8 protein-coding genes and 2 pseudogenes are annotated in these 17080 nt (G+C 74.6%); 8 read left to right on the top strand and 2 right to left on the bottom strand.

What is annotated here, in order from left to right:
• The first annotated feature begins 429 nt into the window (after nucleotides 1-429).
• From HS99_RS22765 to cobA, 7 genes and pseudogenes are all read left to right on the top strand, one after another.
• Nucleotides 430-1455 (top strand): methionine ABC transporter ATP-binding protein, encoded by a 1026-nt coding sequence (locus tag HS99_RS22765; protein ID WP_030286283.1) that lies wholly within the window; start codon nucleotides 430-432, stop codon nucleotides 1453-1455.
• 5 nt (nucleotides 1456-1460) lie between these two features.
• Nucleotides 1461-2195 (top strand): methionine ABC transporter permease, encoded by a 735-nt coding sequence (locus HS99_RS22770; protein ID WP_030286285.1) that lies wholly within the window; start codon nucleotides 1461-1463, stop codon nucleotides 2193-2195.
• A 58-nt stretch (nucleotides 2196-2253) separates the two neighbouring features.
• Entirely contained in the window at nucleotides 2254-3078 is an 825-nt protein-coding gene (locus tag HS99_RS22775; RefSeq protein ID WP_030286287.1) for a MetQ/NlpA family ABC transporter substrate-binding protein, read from the top strand.
• Between the two features lie 198 nt (nucleotides 3079-3276).
• A complete protein-coding gene (locus HS99_RS22780) occupies nucleotides 3277-3912 on the top strand; it encodes a GNAT family N-acetyltransferase (protein ID WP_030286289.1) in 636 nt (211 codons plus the stop codon).
• 131 nt (nucleotides 3913-4043) lie between these two features.
• The gene (gene cbiE / locus HS99_RS22785) at nucleotides 4044-5300 is read left to right on the top strand and encodes a precorrin-6y C5,15-methyltransferase (decarboxylating) subunit CbiE (protein WP_046385661.1); all 1257 of its coding nucleotides are present in this window, start codon (nucleotides 4044-4046) and stop codon (nucleotides 5298-5300) included.
• Nucleotides 5301-5781: 481 nt separating this feature from the next.
• Nucleotides 5782-9768, top strand: coding sequence for a nicotinate-nucleotide--dimethylbenzimidazole phosphoribosyltransferase (gene cobT, locus HS99_RS22790; protein ID WP_030553638.1), 3987 nt, complete (start codon nucleotides 5782-5784; stop codon nucleotides 9766-9768).
• Nucleotides 9769-9896: 128 nt separating this feature from the next.
• Nucleotides 9897-11143, top strand: a pseudogene (gene cobA, locus HS99_RS22795) (uroporphyrinogen-III C-methyltransferase).
• Between the two features lie 42 nt (nucleotides 11144-11185).
• Here cobA and HS99_RS22800 read toward each other — a convergent pair.
• On the bottom strand, nucleotides 11186-13927 hold the full coding sequence (locus HS99_RS22800; RefSeq protein ID WP_078938553.1) for a SpoIIE family protein phosphatase: 2742 nt from the start codon (nucleotides 13925-13927) through the stop codon (nucleotides 11186-11188).
• An 89-nt stretch (nucleotides 13928-14016) separates the two neighbouring features.
• Here HS99_RS22800 and HS99_RS22805 point away from each other — a divergent pair, with 89 nt between their 5' ends.
• On the top strand, nucleotides 14017-14829 hold the full coding sequence (locus tag HS99_RS22805; RefSeq protein ID WP_030553645.1) for a TrmH family RNA methyltransferase: 813 nt from the start codon (nucleotides 14017-14019) through the stop codon (nucleotides 14827-14829).
• Nucleotides 14830-16156: 1327 nt separating this feature from the next.
• Here HS99_RS22805 and HS99_RS43445 read toward each other — a convergent pair.
• A pseudogene (locus HS99_RS43445) lies at nucleotides 16157-17080 on the bottom strand (hypothetical protein); the annotation flags it as partial.

Raw genomic sequence — 17080 nt, forward strand, 5'->3', positions numbered from 1 at the left:
AGTTGGGCGCAATTCGGGTCATCTGTTTTACTGGCTCACATGACTGCGACGACGAACTGGACCCCCACCGGCACGCTGCCGGCAGGTGAGCGTGCCATGTGCCGTCGAATGTGTCACTGCTGAGGGCCACCGCCCCCGGGCACCCCGTCGAGGGTGCCTCCCCCTCGCGCCCCGAAGCGAGAATCCGGCGCCGCTCCCGCCCGTGCGAGCGCGCCGTCCTCCCGGAAAGCCTCCCCTCCGGCGTGCCCGCCCAGCGGCGGCCGTCGATGACTCGTCAGGGCCGCGCCGTCGTGCGGCCCGGCCGGCCTGCGGCCACGATCAAGGGGTGGCAGCTCCGGATCCCCTTGGTGAGGCGTCGTAGGACACCGCCGATCGAACGCAGGTCGGCCGGTGGACTCCGCCGCCCGCCCCCGACCCACGGAAGCAGCTGTGATCACCACCACGGACCTGACCAAGGTCTACCGTTCCCGAGGCCGCGAGGTGACCGCCCTCGCCGGTGTCGACCTGCACGTCCGCCCGGGCGAGGTCTACGGAGTCGTCGGCACCAGCGGCGCCGGCAAGTCCACCCTCATCCGCTGCGTGAACATGCTGGAGCGCCCGACCTCCGGCACGGTCACCGTGGACGGGGTCGAGCTCACCGCCCTGTCCGGCGGCGAGAACCGGGCCGGCAAGGACCTGCGCGAGGCGCGCCGCCGGATCGGCATGGTCTTCCAGCACTTCAACCTGCTCTCCTCCCGCACGGTGCAGCAGAACGTCGAGCTGCCGCTGGAGATCATCGGCCTGGACCGCACCCAGCGCCGCCGCAAGGCCGCCGAACTATTGGACCTGGTCGGCCTCGGCGACAAGGCCCGCAGTTACCCCAACCAGCTCTCCGGCGGCCAGAAGCAGCGGGTGGGCATCGCCCGCGCCCTGGCCGGCGACCCCAAGGTGCTGCTCTCCGACGAGGCCACCTCGGCGCTCGACCCGGAGACCACCCGCTCGATCCTCAAGCTGCTGCGCGACCTCAACCAGCAGCTGGGCCTGACGGTCCTGCTGATCACCCACGAGATGGACGTCATCAAGTCCGTCTGCGACTCCGCCGCCCTGATGCGCGGCGGCCGGGTGGTGGAGTCCGGCGAGCTGACCGACCTGCTGGCCGAGCCCGGCTCGGAGCTGGCCCGGGAGCTGTTCCCGCTCAGCGAGTTCGGCACCGGCCATCCCGGCACCACCGTCCTGGAGATCACCTTCCAGGGCGACACCCCGGCGCAGCCCTTCGTCTCCCAGCTGGCCCGGACCTACCAGATCGACATCAACATCCTGGGTGCCGCGGTGGAGACCATCGCGGGCCGGATGGTCGGCCGGATGCGGGTGGAGCTGCCCGGCGGCCACCAGGACAACGTGGTGCCGATCGGCTACCTGCGCGAGCAGGGCCTGCAGGTGGACGTGATCGGCACGGCGAACGGAGCGGCGGCATGAGTGGCCTGAGCTGGGACCAGATGCAGGAGCTGATGTGGCCCGCCACCCAGGAGACCTTCCAGATGGTCGGGGTCGCGACGGTCTGCACCGTCCTGGTCGGACTCCCCATCGGCGTGCTGCTGGTGCTCACCTCCAAGGGCGGGGCGCTGCAGAACCAGCCGGTGAACAAGGTGCTGGGCGCGGTCGTGAACCTCGCCCGCTCGCTGCCGTTCATCATCCTGATGATCGCGCTGATCTCCTTCACCCGGTGGCTGACCGGCAACTCCCTCGGCTGGCAGGCCGCGACCGTGCCGCTGACCGTCGGTGCGATCCCCTTCTTCGCCCGGCTGGTCGAGACCTCCGTGCGTGAGGTCGACCGCGGTCTGATCGAGGCGGTCCAGGCGATGGGCGGCAGCACCTGGACGCTGGTGCGCAAGACGCTCGTCCCCGAGGCGCTGCCCGGCATCGTGGCCTCCGTCACCACCACGGTCATCGCGCTGATCGGCTACTCCGCGATGGCCGGCACGGTCGGCGGTGGCGGCCTGGGCGACCTCGCCTACCGGTACGGCTACCTGCGCTTCGAGACCGCCTTCATGTGGATCATCGTGGCCGAGATCGCGATCATCGTCACCGTGATCCAGCTGGCCGGCGACCTCGCCGTGCGCCGGCTGGCCAACCGGGGACGCGGCGGCGGACGCACCCGCCTGCTCCGCCCGCGCGCCTCCGCCCCGGCCCCCGACGAGGACCTCGTCGCCTCCTAGACCTCCCTCGTCCGACCTCCGGACGCGGCTCCCCGTATCACGCAGAAAGGCACTTTTCGTGCGCAACGTTCTGAAGTTCACCAGTGTCCTCGCCACCGCCGGCCTCGCCCTGTCGCTGGCCGCCTGCGGCAGCTCGGGCTCGTCCTCCTCGGACCCGAACGCGCCGCTGAAGGTCGTCGCCAGCCCGACCCCGCACGGGCAGGTCCTGAAGTTCGTCAACGACAACCTCGCGGCCAAGGCGGGCCTCAAGCTCGACATCAAGGAGGTCACCGACTACGTGACCCCCAACACGGCGGTGCAGGACGGTTCGGCCGACGCCAACTACTTCCAGCACGTCCCGTACCTGGATGACTTCAACAAGAAGAACGGCACGGACATCGTCTCGGTCGAGACCGTCCACCTGGAGCCGCTGGGCGTCTACTCCAAGAAGGTCAAGTCGATCAACGACCTGCCGTCCGGCGCCACCGTCGGCCTGCCGAACGACGCCACCAACGAGGGCCGCGCGCTCAAGCTGCTCGCCGACAACAAGCTCATCACCCTCAAGGAGGGCGCCGGCACCGCCGCCACCCCGGCGGACGTGACGGGCAACCCGAAGAACTTCAAGTGGAAGGAGCTGGAGGCCGCCCAGCTGCCCCGCTCCATCGCCGACCTCGACGCCGCCGTGATCAACGGCAACTACGCGCTCGACTCCGGCCTGAAGCCCGCCACCGACGCCCTGGTGCTGGAGAAGGCCGAGGGCAACCCGTACGCCAACATCCTCGCCGTCAAGAAGGGCAAGGAGAACGACCCGCGGGTGAAGAAGCTGGCCGAGCTGCTGCACTCCGACGAGGTCAAGAAGTACATCGACGACACGTTCCAGGGTTCGGTCATCCCTGCGTTCTGATCGTCGTACGTCATATCGCGTGGCGTCCGACCGGGCCCCCGCCGCACCTCGGCGGGGGCCCGGTCGGGCAGTATGCACCAGGGACACCACGGCGGACCGGGTTCTGACGTACCGTCGTGCGACCGGCGCACCGCGTGATACCCGGGGTGCGCCGGAGGCGTACGGTGTTGTGTTCACGACCCGGCGAGGAGAGACGGCATGGCAGCGAGCTTCCCCGAGACCGCCATCAGCACCGAACGGCTGCTGCTGCGTCCCCTTGTGGAGGACGACGCCCCGGGCCTGGCCACCATGATGGCCGACGACCTCGTCCTGGCCTGGACGGACCTGCCCCACCCCTTCACCGAGGGCTACGCGGCGGAGCTCGCCCGCACCCTCGCCCCCGCCCACCGCGCCGCCGGGCGCGGCATCGTCCTCGCCGTCACCGAGCACCTCACCCAGCGCCTGGTCGGCCTGGTCGAACTGCGCAACACCGACTGGCGGCTGCGCAGCACCGAGATCTCCTACGTCACCGCCACCTGGGCGCGCGGCGAGGGCTACGCCCCCGAGGCCGTCCTCGGCGTCGCCCAGTGGCTGTTCGAGGACCGCGGCTTCCTGCGCCTGGAGATGCGCACCGCCGCCGGGAACACCGCCGCCCAGCAGGTCGCCCAGAAGATCGGCGGCATCAGCGAGGGCGTGCTGCGCAGCGCCTGGATAGTGCGCGGCGAGTCCGGGGAGGTCGTCGAGGAGAGCCGGAGCGACCTGATCCTGTGGAGCCTGCTCCCGGAGGACCTGGAGTCGCCCGAACTGCACCGCGACGGCTGGCACGGCGACCACCGCTACGTGCTGCGGGACTGAGCCGCCGTCCGGCCACCCGCCCGGCGCGGACATCTGTGCGAGATGTCGGCCTCCGGGCGGTCGTACCCGGTAGCCTCTCCACCGGTGTCGCACAGTGGGCGCCGCATCGAGTCGAGGGAGAACGGCCGCAGATGGCTGACCGGATCACGGTCATCGGGTGGGACGGTACGCCGCTGACCGAGGCGGCCGGTGCGGCCCTCGCCGCAGCGACCCTGGTGGCCGGAGCGCCCTACCAACTGGACGCCCTTCCAGTACCGGAGGACGCCGAGCGGATCACCCTCGGCAACATCAGCCAGGCCGCCCGTACGATCGCCGAGCACCGCGGCGCCGCCGTCGTGGTCGCCGAGGGAGACCCGGGCTTCTTCGGCGTGGTGCGCACCCTGCGCCGCCCCGAGTACGGCCTCGAACTCGAAGTACTCCCCGCCGTCTCCTCCGTCGCCACCGCCTTCGCCCGGGCCGGGATGCCCTGGGAGGACGCCCAGGTGGTCAGCGCCCACGGCGGCCGGCTGCGCCGCGCGGCCAACATCTGCCGGGCCCACCCCAAGGTCGCGGTGCTCACCGCCCCGGGCGCCGGCCCGAGCGAACTCGCCCTGCTGCTGCGCGGGGTGCACCGGACCTTCGTGGTCTGCGAGGCCCTCGGCACCCCGGAGGAGGACGTCACCGTCCTGACCTCCGACCGGATCGCCGACCACGTCTGGCGCGACCCCAACGTGGTGCTGGTGATCGGCGGCGGAGCCCAGGTGGGGGCGGTCGGCGAGGCGGCCGGATGGCTGGCCGGGCGCCCGGTGGGCTACCCCGGCGCGGAACGCGGCTGGGCACTCCCCGGTGACGCCTACGCGGGCGCCGGGCGCGAGGAGGGCGAGCCGGGCGCATCGGAGGCGCTGCCCGCGCACGTGCGCGCCCTGGTGCTGGCCCGTCTGGGTGCACGTCCGGGGGACCTGGTCTGGTCGGTCGGCGCGGGCAGCGGCGCCCTCGCGGTGGAGGCGGCCCGGTTCGGCGCCGCGGTGGTCGCGGTCGAGGCCTCCCGCTCGGCCTGCGCCCGGATCACCGTCAACGCCCGCCGGTACGGGGTCGAGGTGGAGACCGTGTACGGGCAGGGCCCCGAAGTGCTGGGCGGACTGCCCGAGCCGGACACGGCGGTCGTGGAGGCCGGCGGTCTCGAGGTGGTGCGGGCCGTGCTGGCCCGCAGGCCGGAGCGCTTCGTCGCGCTGGCCCGCACCTTCGCCGAGGCGGAGGAGATCCACCGGGCCATCGTCGGGGCGGGCTACCGGGCGGAGGGCGCGCTGCTGCAGTCCACCCCGCTGCGGGCGGCCGAGGAGGGCGGCGCACTGGCGCTCGGGGCGGGCGCGGGCGGTGCCCTGCTGCTCTGGGGTGAGCAGATCGTGTGAAGGCCTCGGGTGCGCCGGGGCCGGTGGGCGGCCCCGGCGGTGATCCAGGTCGCATCCGGACACCGATTCGAGAGGTCACCGCGCCGGGCCGGTAGTGTGGCGTCCCAGGCGGCTGCAGCCGTCGGCAACCTGCCCGATTCGGTCGGTTTGTCACCTTTTTGACGTGGTGCAACCCGGTTCCGCTCGGAGTGTGGGCAATTCGACGGGCCGCGTGCCGGACCTGGAGAATGTCGTAGGGTCCGGTGCGGTCGTGCCGGTTGCTCCGGGTTGTCGTTGTTTCAGATGGTGCACCGTCCTCGCGGGCGGTGCCCGGGCCGGGGTGCCGCAGCGCGCCGGAAGGACTTGGGCCGCAGCGCCACGGCGCGGCGGCCGCGTGTGGTTGAGGGGCGGGTCGGTGCAGGTCCGGCCCGTGCGGATGGGCGCTGCGGTCGGTGATCGCGTCGCCAAGGGGCGCGGCAGCGGCCTGGAAGGAGCTTTGACAATGACCGATGGCGGCCACGTCCCGGGCGAGGGACTGCCGGAGCACCTGCACGCCGGGCCCGACCCGCTCGGCGGACCGGAGGGCGTCGCGGGCGTTGCACCCCTGCAGGGCGTCGCGACCGACGGCGGCGTGATCCCCAACCCGGCGGCGCCGACCGGCGCGATGCCCGGTGCGGTGCCCGGTGCGATGCCCCCCGGCGCGGGCGTGATCCCGCCGCAGGGCCAGTCGAACTTCACCGTCCCCGGAGTGCCGCCCCAGGCCGTCCCGGGCCAGGGCTGGGCCGTCGATCAGGGCGCGGCGCGCCCCGCCTTCCACTTCGTCGACCAGCCGGACGGGCTCGACGACGAGGACGACGTCCTGCTGATGCCCGGTCCGCAGGGCTCCTGGGGCGCCGAGCAGGCGCCGTTCGCGCCGCAGGAGGGCACCCCGGTCGAGCCGTCCTGGCCGCCGGTGGACCCGCCGGTGCTCGGCGGCGAGCACCTGACGCAGCAGCACGTCCAGGCGCAGCCGCACGTCCAGCAGCCGATGACGCAGGCTCAGCCGCCCCGCCGGCCGCTGCACGCCGGCCCGCCGATTCCGGACCCCTCGCTGATGACCGGCCAGGTGCCGGTCCGTTCGCTGGCCGACCGCGGCCCGTCGCAGGGCGGCACGCCGGCGCACGGCATCCCGGTCGTCGGCCGCCCGCCGATGGGCGAGGCCGCCGGGCCGGTCCCGGGCACCGTGCCGCAGGGCGTGCCGCAGGCCGCCCCGACGGCGCCCGTCGCGCAGGTGGCCCCGGTGGCCGCCACGGTCGAGGGCGGGCCGGAGGCGCACCAGGTGCCGCAGGGTCAGGGCTACCAGCAGGTGCCGCTGGCCGGGCAGCCGGTCGAGGGCCTGATGGGCGTCGAGACGGTCGGGGCGATCGAGGTGGTCGAGGTCGTCGAGCTGCCGGAGGCCGTCCAGGCCGTGCCGGTCGCCGAGGCCGCGCAGGCCGCGCCGGCGCCCGAGGCCGTGCCGGTCGCCGAGGCCACCCAGGTCACCCAGGCCGTCGTGGTCGAGCCGGTCCCGGCGGAGGCCGCCGCCCAGCCGGTCGCCGAGCAGGGCGCCGGGGCGGTCGCGGTGGAGAGTGCCGCGGTCGAGACCGTGGTCGTCGACGCCGCCGCCGTGGAGACGGCCGTTGCCGAGGGCGTCGCCGTCGAGGGCGCTGCCGAGGCCCTCGCCGCAGAGGGCGTCGCAGAAGGTGTCGCGCCCGCCGAGCAGCCCGAGGGCGCCGCTCCGGCCGGTCAGCCGCGCCGGATCTCCGCCTTCCTCGCCGCGCCGACCCCGCACGGCCTGCCCAAGGTCGAGGCCGCCCAGCAGGCCCCGGCGGCCGGGGAGACGGCGCAGGAGCAGCAGCCCGCCCCCATAGCGCCCGCCGACGCGCCGCAGGCCGCCGAGCAGGCCCCGGAGGCCGAGGCGGTCCAGGCGGCGGAGCTGACCGGGTCGGCCGAGCAGGTCGTCGAGGCCGTGGAGGCCGTCGAAGCGGCCCAGGCTGTCGTGGTCGAGGCGGTGGCCGAAACCGCCGCCGGTACCGGTGAGATGCCCTCCGGGCAGGCCGTCGCCGAGACCGCCGGTCAGGAGACGGTCGCCACTGAGCCGATCATTGCCGAGCCGATCGTCGCCGAGCAGGCCGTCGTCGCCGAGCCGGTCGCCGTCGAGGGTGAGCAGGTGCAGCCGGAGGCCGTAGCGGCCGAGCAGCCCGCCGAGGCCCCGGCCGGGCCGGTCGCGGAGCAGGCCGTCGAAGCCGTTGTGGACCAGCCCGTCGAGCAGCCCGTGGAGGCCGGTGCCGACGCCGGTGCCGAGGCCGCGCAGCCCGTCGAGGCCGCCGCCCCGGAGGCCGAGCCGCAGCCGACGGCCGAGGCCCTCGCACAGCCCGCCGAGACCGCGGAGACCGCGGAGACGTCGGAGACCGCCGAGCAGTCTTCCGGGGCCGCGGCCGCCGGGGCGCCCGCCGTCGAGGAGCCGCAGGCCGAGCCCGTCGCCGCCGGGCCGGAGGCCGTCCAGGAGGAGCCCGCCGCCCAGCCGGTCGCGGAGCAGGCCGCCGAGCAGCCCGAGGCCCCCGCCGCCGAGGAGCCGCAGCCAGAGGCCCGGGCCGAGCAGCCCGCCGACCAGCAGCCCGCCGACGAGCAGCCCGGGCAGCCCGCGGAGTCCGTCGAGCCGTCCGAGGCGCCCGCCGCCGAGGACGAGCAGCCCGCCGAGCCCGCCGAGCCCCGCGGCCCGGCCGCCCCCGGCTACGACGAGGCCGGCCGCGACGCCGTCCACCAGGTGATCCGCGAGCGCCGCGACATCCGCAACGGCTTCCGCCCGGACCCGATCCCGCACGAGGTGCTGATCCGCGTCCTGGAGGCCGCCCACACCGCGCCCAGCGTCGGCTACTCGCAGCCCTGGGACTTCGTGGTGATCCGCTCGGCGAAGACCCGCAAGCGGATGCACGCCCTGGCCGAGCGCCAGCGCGAGGCGTACGCGGACTCGCTGCCGAAGGGCCGGGCCAAGCAGTTCCGGGAGATCAAGATCGAGGCCATCCTCGAGACCCCGGTGAACATCGTGGTCACCGCCGACCGCACCCGCGGCGGCCGCCACACCCTGGGCCGGCACACCCAGCCGCAGATGGCCCCGTACTCGGCCGCCCTGGCCGTCGAGAACCTCTGGCTGGCCGCCCGCGCCGAGGGCCTGGGCGTCGGCTGGGTGAGCTTCTTCGACGACGAGCAGCTGGTCCGCGAGCTCGGTCTGCCCGAGCACCTGGAGGTCGTCGCCTACCTGTGCGTCGGCTTCGTCGACTCCTTCCCGGACGAGCCGGAGCTGGAGCAGCAGGGCTGGGCCAAGAAGCGCCCGCTCGCCTGGGTCGTCCACGAGGAGCAGTACGGCAACCGCGCCCTGCCCGGCGAGGAGCCGCAGAGCCTGCTGGCGGAGACCCTGCGCGGCATCCGTCCGCTGGACGCCAAGGCGCTCGGCGAGGCCTGGGACCGCCAGAAGCGGATGACCAAGCCGGCCGGTTCGCTCGGCATGCTGGAGATCATCTCCGCCCAGCTGTGCGGTCTCTCCCGCAAGTGCCCGCCGCCGCTCCCGGAGCCCGCCTGCGTGGCGATCTTCGCGGCCGACCACGGCGTGCACGCCCAGGGCGTCAGCCCGTGGCCGCAGGAGGTGACCGCCCAGATGGTCGGCAACTTCCTGGCCGGGGGAGCGGTGATCAACTCCTTCGCCAAGCAGATCGGCACCGAGGTCTGCGTGGTGGACGTCGGCGTCGCCGCCGAGCTGCCGCAGGCCGTACAGCAGGGTCGCGCCACCGGTCTGCTGCCGCGCAAGGTCAAGCCCGGCACCGCCGACATGACCCAGGGCCCGGCGATGACCCGCGAGGAGGCCCTCCAGGCCGTCGAGGTCGGCATCGAGACCGCCCGCGACCTGGTCGCGGCGGGCAACAAGGCACTGGTCACCGGCGACATGGGCATCGCCAACACCACCGCCTCGGCCGCCCTGATCTCGGTGTTCACCGGCCTCGACCCGGCCGAGGTCACCGGCCGCGGCACCGGCATCGACGACGAGACCCACGCCCGCAAGATCGAGGTCATCCGCGCCGCGCTGGCCCTGCACCAGCCCGACCCGAACGACCCGATCGGCGTCCTCGCCGCCGTCGGCGGCCTGGAGCACGCGGCCATCGCCGGCTTCCTGCTGGGCGCAGCCTCGCTGCGCACCCCGGTGGTGCTGGACGGCGTGATCGCCGGTTCGGCCGCGCTGGTCGCCAAGGCGATCGCCCCCGAGGTGCTCGCGGCCTGCATCGCCGGCCACCGTTCCGCCGAGCCCGGCCACCAGGCCGCGCTGGCGAAGCTGGGCCTGCGTCCGCTGATCGACCTCGACCTGCGGCTCGGCGAGGGCACCGGTGCCCTGCTGGCGCTGCCGCTGGTGCAGAGTGCGGCCCGCGCGATGCACGATGTAGCCACCTTCGACTCCGCCGGGGTCACCGAGAAGGCCTGACCGCCCGCTCACCGCTCCGCGGACCGGCCCGAGGGCGCGCCGGTCCGCGCAGCGGCGTACCGCCGACCGGCATTGCCGGGCGGCGTGCCACCGCACTGCCCCAGATCCCACTCCCAGGAGCACCGCCGATGACCGCGCCCACCCCGCACCCCAGCACCGAGGGCCGCACCCCCTACCCGGTCGGTCTGCTGCTGGCCGGCCGCCGTGTCGTGGTGGTCGGCGGCGGCCAGGTCGCGCAGCGGCGGCTGCCGGCCCTGATCGCCTCCGGTGCGGAGCTGCACCTGATATCCCCGGCCACCACCCCGGCCGTCCAGGCCATGGCCGACGCGGGCGAGCTGACCTGGCACGCCCGCCCGTACGCCGACGGCGACCTGGCCGGCGCCTGGTACGTGCTGGTCGCCACCGACGACCCGGCGGTCAACACGGCCGTCAGCGCCGAGGCCGAGCGCGAGCGGGTGTTCTGCTCCCGCAGCGACGACGCCTCCGCCGCCACCGCCTGGACCCCGGCCAGCGGCCGCGACGCCGGTGCCACCGTCGCCGTCCTCACCGGCGACCCCCGGCACTCCGCCGCCCTGCGCGACGCCATCGTCGGCGGCCTGCGGGACGGCTCGCTGGCCGCCCGCTCGTACCGCTCGCGCGGCGCAGGCGTCGCCCTGGTCGGCGGCGGCCCGGCGACCCGGACCTGATCACCGTGCGCGGCCGCCGACTGCTCGCCGACGCCGACGTGGTGGTCGCCGACCGCCTCGCCCCGCGCGAGCTGCTCGCCGAACTGCCCGAGGACGTCGAGGTGATCGACGCCTCGAAGATCCCGTACGGCCGCCAGATGGCCCAGGAGGCGATCAACCGGGCGCTGATCGAGCACGCCGAGGCCGGGAAGTTCGTGGTCCGGCTCAAGGGCGGCGATCCGTACGTCTTCGGCCGCGGCGGCGAGGAGCTGCTGGCCTGCGCCGAGGCAGGCGTCCCGGTCACCGTGGTGCCCGGCATCTCCAGCTCCATCAGCGTCCCGGAGACGGCCGGCATCCCGGTCACCCACCGCGGGCTGACCCAGGAGTTCACCGTCGTCTCCGGCCACGTCGGTCCGGACGACCCGCGCTCGGTCACCAACTGGCAGGCCGTCGCCGGGATGAGCGGCACCCTGGTGCTGCTGATGGCCGTGGACAAGATCGGCGCGATCGCCGCCAAGCTGGTCGAGCACGGTCGCCCGGCCGACACCCCGGTCGCCGTCGTCCAGGAGGGCACCACCGCCGCCCAGCGCCGGGTGGACGCCACCCTGGGCACCGTCGCCGCCGTGGTCGAGGCCGAGGGCGTCAAACCCCCCGCGGTGATCGTGGTCGGCGACGTGGTGAACGTCCTGGCCGCCGCCTTCCAGCGCTGAGCCCTCGCACGCCCGGAGTGGGAAGTCGGCCGGTCCGACTTCTCACTCCAACGGCTGCTCCGTCCAGATGACCTTCCCGGTCGCCGTGTAGCGCGTCCCCCAGCGGTTCGCGAACTGCGCGACCAGGAACAGCCCGCGCCCGCCCTCGTCCTCCGTCGCCGCGTACCGCAGGTGCGGCGAGGTGCTGCTGCCGTCCGACACCTCGCAGATCAGCGAGCGGTCGCGCAGCAGCCGCACCCGGATCGGCCCGGAGCCGTAACGGATCGCGTTGGTCACCAGCTCGCTCAGGATCAGCTCGGTGACGAACGCCGCCTCGTCCAGCCCCCAGTCCGCCAGCCGCTGCGCCACCTGCGCCCGGACCGCCCCCACCGCCGCCGGATCGGAGGGCACGTCCCACTGCGCGACCTGGTTCGGCGCCAGCACCCTGGTCTCCGCGACCAGCAGCGCGATGTCGTCCTGCGGATGAGCGGGCAGCATCGCCCCGAGCACGTCCGCACAGGTCTGCTCCGGCGTGCGCGGCGGCCCGCAGAGGGCCTCCCGCAGCAGCGCCAGCCCCTCGTCGATGTCCCGCTCGCGGTCCTCCACCAGCCCGTCCGTGTACAGCACCAGCCGGCTGCCCTCGGCCAGCTCCACCTCGGCGGTCTCGAACGGCAGCACCGCCAGCCCCAGCGGCGGCCCGGTCGGCAGCTCCGGGAACGACACCCGGCCCTGCGGGTCCACCACCGCCGGGGGCGGGTGCCCGGCGGTGGCCAGCGTGCAGCGCCGCGACACCGGGTCGTAGATCGCGTACAGGCAGGTCGCCCCGGTCAGCCCGCCGCTCTCGCCGCCGCCCGCCTCCTCCTGGTCGATCCGGTTCACCAGTTCGTCCAGGTGGCCCAGCAGCTCGTCCGGCGGCAGGTCGAGCGTCGAGAAGTTGTGGATCGCCGTCCGCAGCCGTCCCATCGTCGCCGCCGCGTGCAGCCCGTGCCCGACCACGTCACCGACCACCAGCGCCACCCGCGCACCCGGCAGCGGGATCACGTCGAACCAGTCCCCGCCCACCCCGGCCTGGGCCGGCAGGTAGCGGTGCGCCACCTCCAGCGCGTTCTGCTCCGGCAGGCTGCGCGGCAGCAGGCTGTGCTGCAGGGTCACCGCCATCGCGTGCTCGCGGGTGTACCGGCGCGCGTTGTCGATGCACACCGCCGCGTGCGCCACCAGCTCCTCGGCCAGCGTCAGGTCCTCCACCTCGAACGGCTCCGGCCGCTCCGCACGCCAGAACCGGACCACTCCCAGGAGCACCCCGCGCGCCCGCAGCGGCACCCGTACCAGCGAGTGCACCCCGTACGCCAGCGCCTGCTCCGCCCCTTCGGGATCCTGCTCCCGCCAGGCCCGCGCCTCGGCCAGCCGCGGCTCCAGCCGGGGCTGGCCGCTCTGCAGTGCGCTGGCCAGCGGCGTGGCCGGCACCACGTCCAGGGCGGTCCCCGCCGGGTAGAACGGGCCGTTCTCCCCGGTCCCGACGACGGCCGCCCGCCGCATCCGGTTCAGCGAGGTGCCCCGCGGCAGCTCGTCGCCCGAGAGCACCTGCTCCGCGAGGTCGACCGTGGCGAAGTCCGCGAACCGCGGCACCGCGACCTGCGCCAGCTCTTTCGCGGTCCGGGTGACGTCCAGCGTGCTGCCCACCGTCATGCCGGCGTCGTACAACAGCCGCAGCCGGCGCTGCGCGCCCTCGGCCCGTCCGGTCAGCGCCATCAGCTCGGTGGAGTCGCGCAGCGTGGCGACGCAGCCGGGTGGACCGCCGTCCTGGTCGGTCAGCCGGACGTTCACCGCCAGCAGCCGCTCCCCGGCCAGCACCACCTCGTCGGTCACCGGGTGATCGGCGGTCAGCAGTTCCAGTGCGGCCGGATCCAGGCCCAGCTCGGTCACCGGACGGCCCTCGGCGTCCGGCGGCAGGCCCAGCAGCCGGCGCGCCTCGTCGTTGCAGAGCAGCAGCCGCCCGTCCCCGGCGACGATCATCACGCCCTCGCGCACCGCGTGCAGCACCGCCGCGTGGTGCTCGTACATCCTGGTCATCTCGACCGGGCCCAGCCCGTGCGTCTGCCGCCGCAGCCGCCGGCTGATCAGGGCCGTGCCCAGCGTCGCCAGGCCCATCGCGCCCGCCGCCGCGCCCAGGACCACCGGCAACTGGCGCTCGCTCGCGGTGGAGACGTTGCTCAGGGTGACCCCGGCCGAGACCAGCCCGACCACCGAGCCGTCCGGCGCGTACACCGGGACCACCGCCTGGACCAGCGGGCCCAGCGTGCCGGTGACGTGCTGGGTCACCACCTGGCCGTGCAGCGCGGGCTCGTACGTGCCGACGAACTTCTGCCCGATCCGCGCCGGGTTGGGGTGGGTGTAGCGGATGCCCTGGTTGTTCAGCACCACGATGAAGTCCACGCCGGAGGCGATCCGAGCGGACTGCGCCTTCGGCTGCAGGATCGCGGTCGGATCGGGGGAGCGCAGCGCGTCCACCATGCCCGGCGAGTTGGCGAAGGACTGCGCCACCGCCACCGACCGGTTGCGCGCCTCGCGGTCGGCGTCGGTGCGCGACTGCACGACCAGCGCCACCGCGGCCCCCGCCGCCAGCAGCAGCACGACCAGGATCTGGAGCGCGAACACCTGCCCGGCCACCGACCGGTGCCGTGCCGGCCGCGGACGCTTCGCGCGTGGCAGTTGTTGCCGACCGTGTGGGCGCCCACCGAAGGAGCCGGCGTCGCCGGTGGCACCAGAGGCCGACGGAGCCCAGGATCGGCCCGGATTTCGGGCCATACGGTCATGTTTGCACTCCGGCCAGTCCGCGACCACCCCGTCCCCTGGACCGTTTGGCCTTCCCAGCCCCGGCTTGGCAAGATCGCAGGGTGTCCGAACCCAGCACCATCACCGACCCTGCCGATCCCCGCCTCGCCGACTACACCGGCCTCACCGACGTCGAACTGCGCCGCCGCCGCGAACCCGCCGAGGGCCTGTTCATCGCCGAGGGGGAGAAGGTCATCCGCCGCGCCCTCTCCGCCGGCTACCGGATGCGGTCGATGCTGCTGACCGCCAAGTGGCTCGACGTGATGGCCGACGTCATCGCCGACGCCGACGCCGACGCCCCCGTCCACGTGGTCGAACCCGCACTCGCCGAAGCCGTCACCGGCTACCACGTCCACCGCGGCGCCCTCGCCTCGATGGAACGCAAGCCCCTCCCTGACGCCGCCTCCCTGCTCACCGGCGCCCGCCGCGTCGCCGTCCTGGAAGGCCTGGTCGACCACACCAACCTCGGAGCCATCTTCCGCAGCGCCGCCGCCCTCGGCATGGACGCCGTCCTGCTCTCCCCCGACTGCGCCGACCCGCTCTACCGCCGCGCCGTCAAGGTCTCCATGGGCGCTGTCTTCGCGGTCCCCTACGCCCGCCTCGACCCCTGGCCCGCCGCCCTCGACACCGTCCGCGACGCCGGCTTCACCCTCCTCGCCCTCACCCCCGCCGAAACCGCCGTCGACCTCGCCACCCTCACCCCCCACACCCTCCCCAGGACCGCCCTCCTCCTCGGCGCCGAAGGTGACGGCCTCACCCCGCGTGCCATCGCCGCCGCCCACCACCCCGTCCGCATCCCCATGGCCCACGGCATCGACTCCCTCAACGTGGGCGCCGCCGCCGCCGTAGCCTTCTACGCCGTCACCACCCCCTGACCCCCCCGCCCCGCCAGCTCTCCTCCCGCACCCGAACTCGCCCCAACCGCCATCCCAACCGTCCCTCGCAGCATCAGCTCGCACGCCACGAACCGGCCCGCCCAGCCCGATACGTCCACCCCCCAAACGCACCCCCCTCCCGCACACCGGCCGACCCCTGCACATGAAACCGGCCCATCCGACATCGCGCCTCTGCCGCACACCCCCGCGTGCCCCAACCCGGCGATCCGCCGCCCGACTACCCCCTGGTCCTTACGGCGCCGGCTAGCCCCCCGCAGGCCCCCGCCCGGGGAATTCGCCCCATCGGACCTCCCACCCCGGCCGCACAGCCTCCCGCGTCCCGGCTCGGTGGTCCACCCACCCCAACACCCCTCCCCAGCCCTGCGGCGGCAGCCCTCCTCCCGCACACGAATCCGCCCCGCACGAGAAGTCAACCCGTCTGATTTTCCAGCCCCGCACCGGCCCGCGCGCCTCGGTCCGGCGGCCCACCCCGCCCGAGCACCCCTTCGGCCCTTGCGGCGTGAGCTCTCCGGCCACGAACCGGCCCGCCCCTGCGCCGATGTCGACTCGACCCTTCGCGGGATTCGCATCCTGGTCCCGGCCCTGCGGCGTCGGCCCTCCTCCCGCAACCAATCCACCTGCACAGGAGGTCGTCGGACTTCTCGCCCCGGCCACAGAGCCTCGCGCGCCCGGAGCCCGCCCAGTCGCCCCACCCCCATCCGTTTCCCGGATCTTGCGGCGCCAGCTCTCCTTGCGCATGTCAATCGGTGGGACGTCCCGGCCTCGCCGCACAGCCGTGCGCACCTCGGTCCAGTGGCCCATCGCCCGGGCACCGCTCCGGTCCTGCGCGAGCTCTCCGGTCACGCACTGACCGGTCCCTGTGCCGGATGCCGGCTCCACTCGTTTGCGGAGTCCGCACCCTGATCTCGGCTTTGCGGTGTCAGCTCGCGTCCCCCCTGCATAGGAAGTCGGCCCATCCGACTTCTGGCGCGGAGGCCCCAGCCACTTCTCTCACATGCCCGTTCTGTCGGCGTCCGGTGTAGGTGTGCCGCCCGGGCAGCTCTGGCTCGGCGTTGCGTGGGCGTTGGTTGCCGACGCCTGCCTACTTCCCGCGGCGCGGGCCGGGTATCTCATCGGCGTCGGCTCGCCGCGTGGCCGGTTTGCCGCGTGCGCTCCCGGGCCCGCTGCGCGCAGGAAGTCCAGCCGACTGCCTGTGCGTTCCTCGCGTCATTGCGCGCCGCAGTCGCTCTGCCGCGCGGCCCGCCGCCGTCCTGCGCCCGGTGCCCGCGCGCCGGAAGTCGGCCGGGCCGACTTCCGGTGTGCGGCTTCAGCCCGTCGCGGCGGCGGCGGGTGGCGGGGCCGGGCGGCGGGGCTGGGGAGGGCTGGTGGGGGAGGCGCCGCCGGAGGCGCCGGCGCCGGGCCAGGACTCGTCGAGGGTGCCGTCGGCGCGCACGGTGTAGCGGGTGGAGATGACCGCGCCGGTGGCGGCCACGCGTTCCTCGCGGACGACCGCGCTGCTGTCCAGGCGCCACGTGGTGGTGGCCTGCGGGTCGGCGGTGGAGGTGCGGGAGGCGCTGGCGACCGGGGTGTCCCCGGTGAAGGTGTAGAGCTGGACGAGGTCGACCGGTGCCGACCCCTCCGCCCGCCGCAGGACGACGACCGTGGCCGGCTGGCCCTTGTACCGGGCCGGCAGCACCGCACTCAGCGCGAGCTGCGGTCCGGCCCCGGCCGAGCGCCCGTCCTTCAGCGGGACGGCGGGCCCGCCCGGCCCGTCGGAGTAGGTGCGGTTGGGCCAGTCGACCACGGGTCCGGGCCCCTGCGCGGGCGCCAAGGCACCGTCCGCCGTGCCGCGCGCGGCCGCCGGGAGCGGGGTCGTGGTGGCCCGCGGCGCGACGTCCACGGAGGTCCCGGGCACGGCCTGCTCGCCCCCGCGGTGCCCGGTGTTCGCCGCCACGGTCTGTCCGACCAGCGGCCGCGCCCCCTGGTTGCTGCGGTTCTCGCAGCCCTGCGCCGCCGCGATGGCCAGCGCCACCCCGATCGTCACGGTGACGAAGACCACCAGCCGTTGCCGCAGCAGCCGCTGCCGCGCCGTGCCGGGCCGCCCGCCGGGGGCGGGGGTGTGCTGGCGCTCCCGGGGCCGCTGGCGGGGCGGCGGGGGCGTGTGCGGGCGCTCCCGCAGCGGACGGGTGACCGGCGTGGCCTCGGGCCGGGGGAGCGGGCCGCCCTGTGGGCGCCGTGCGGCAGCCCGGGC

Source organism: Kitasatospora aureofaciens, from assembly GCF_001188955.3.
Taxonomy (GTDB): Bacteria; Actinomycetota; Actinomycetes; order Streptomycetales; family Streptomycetaceae; genus Kitasatospora; species Kitasatospora aureofaciens.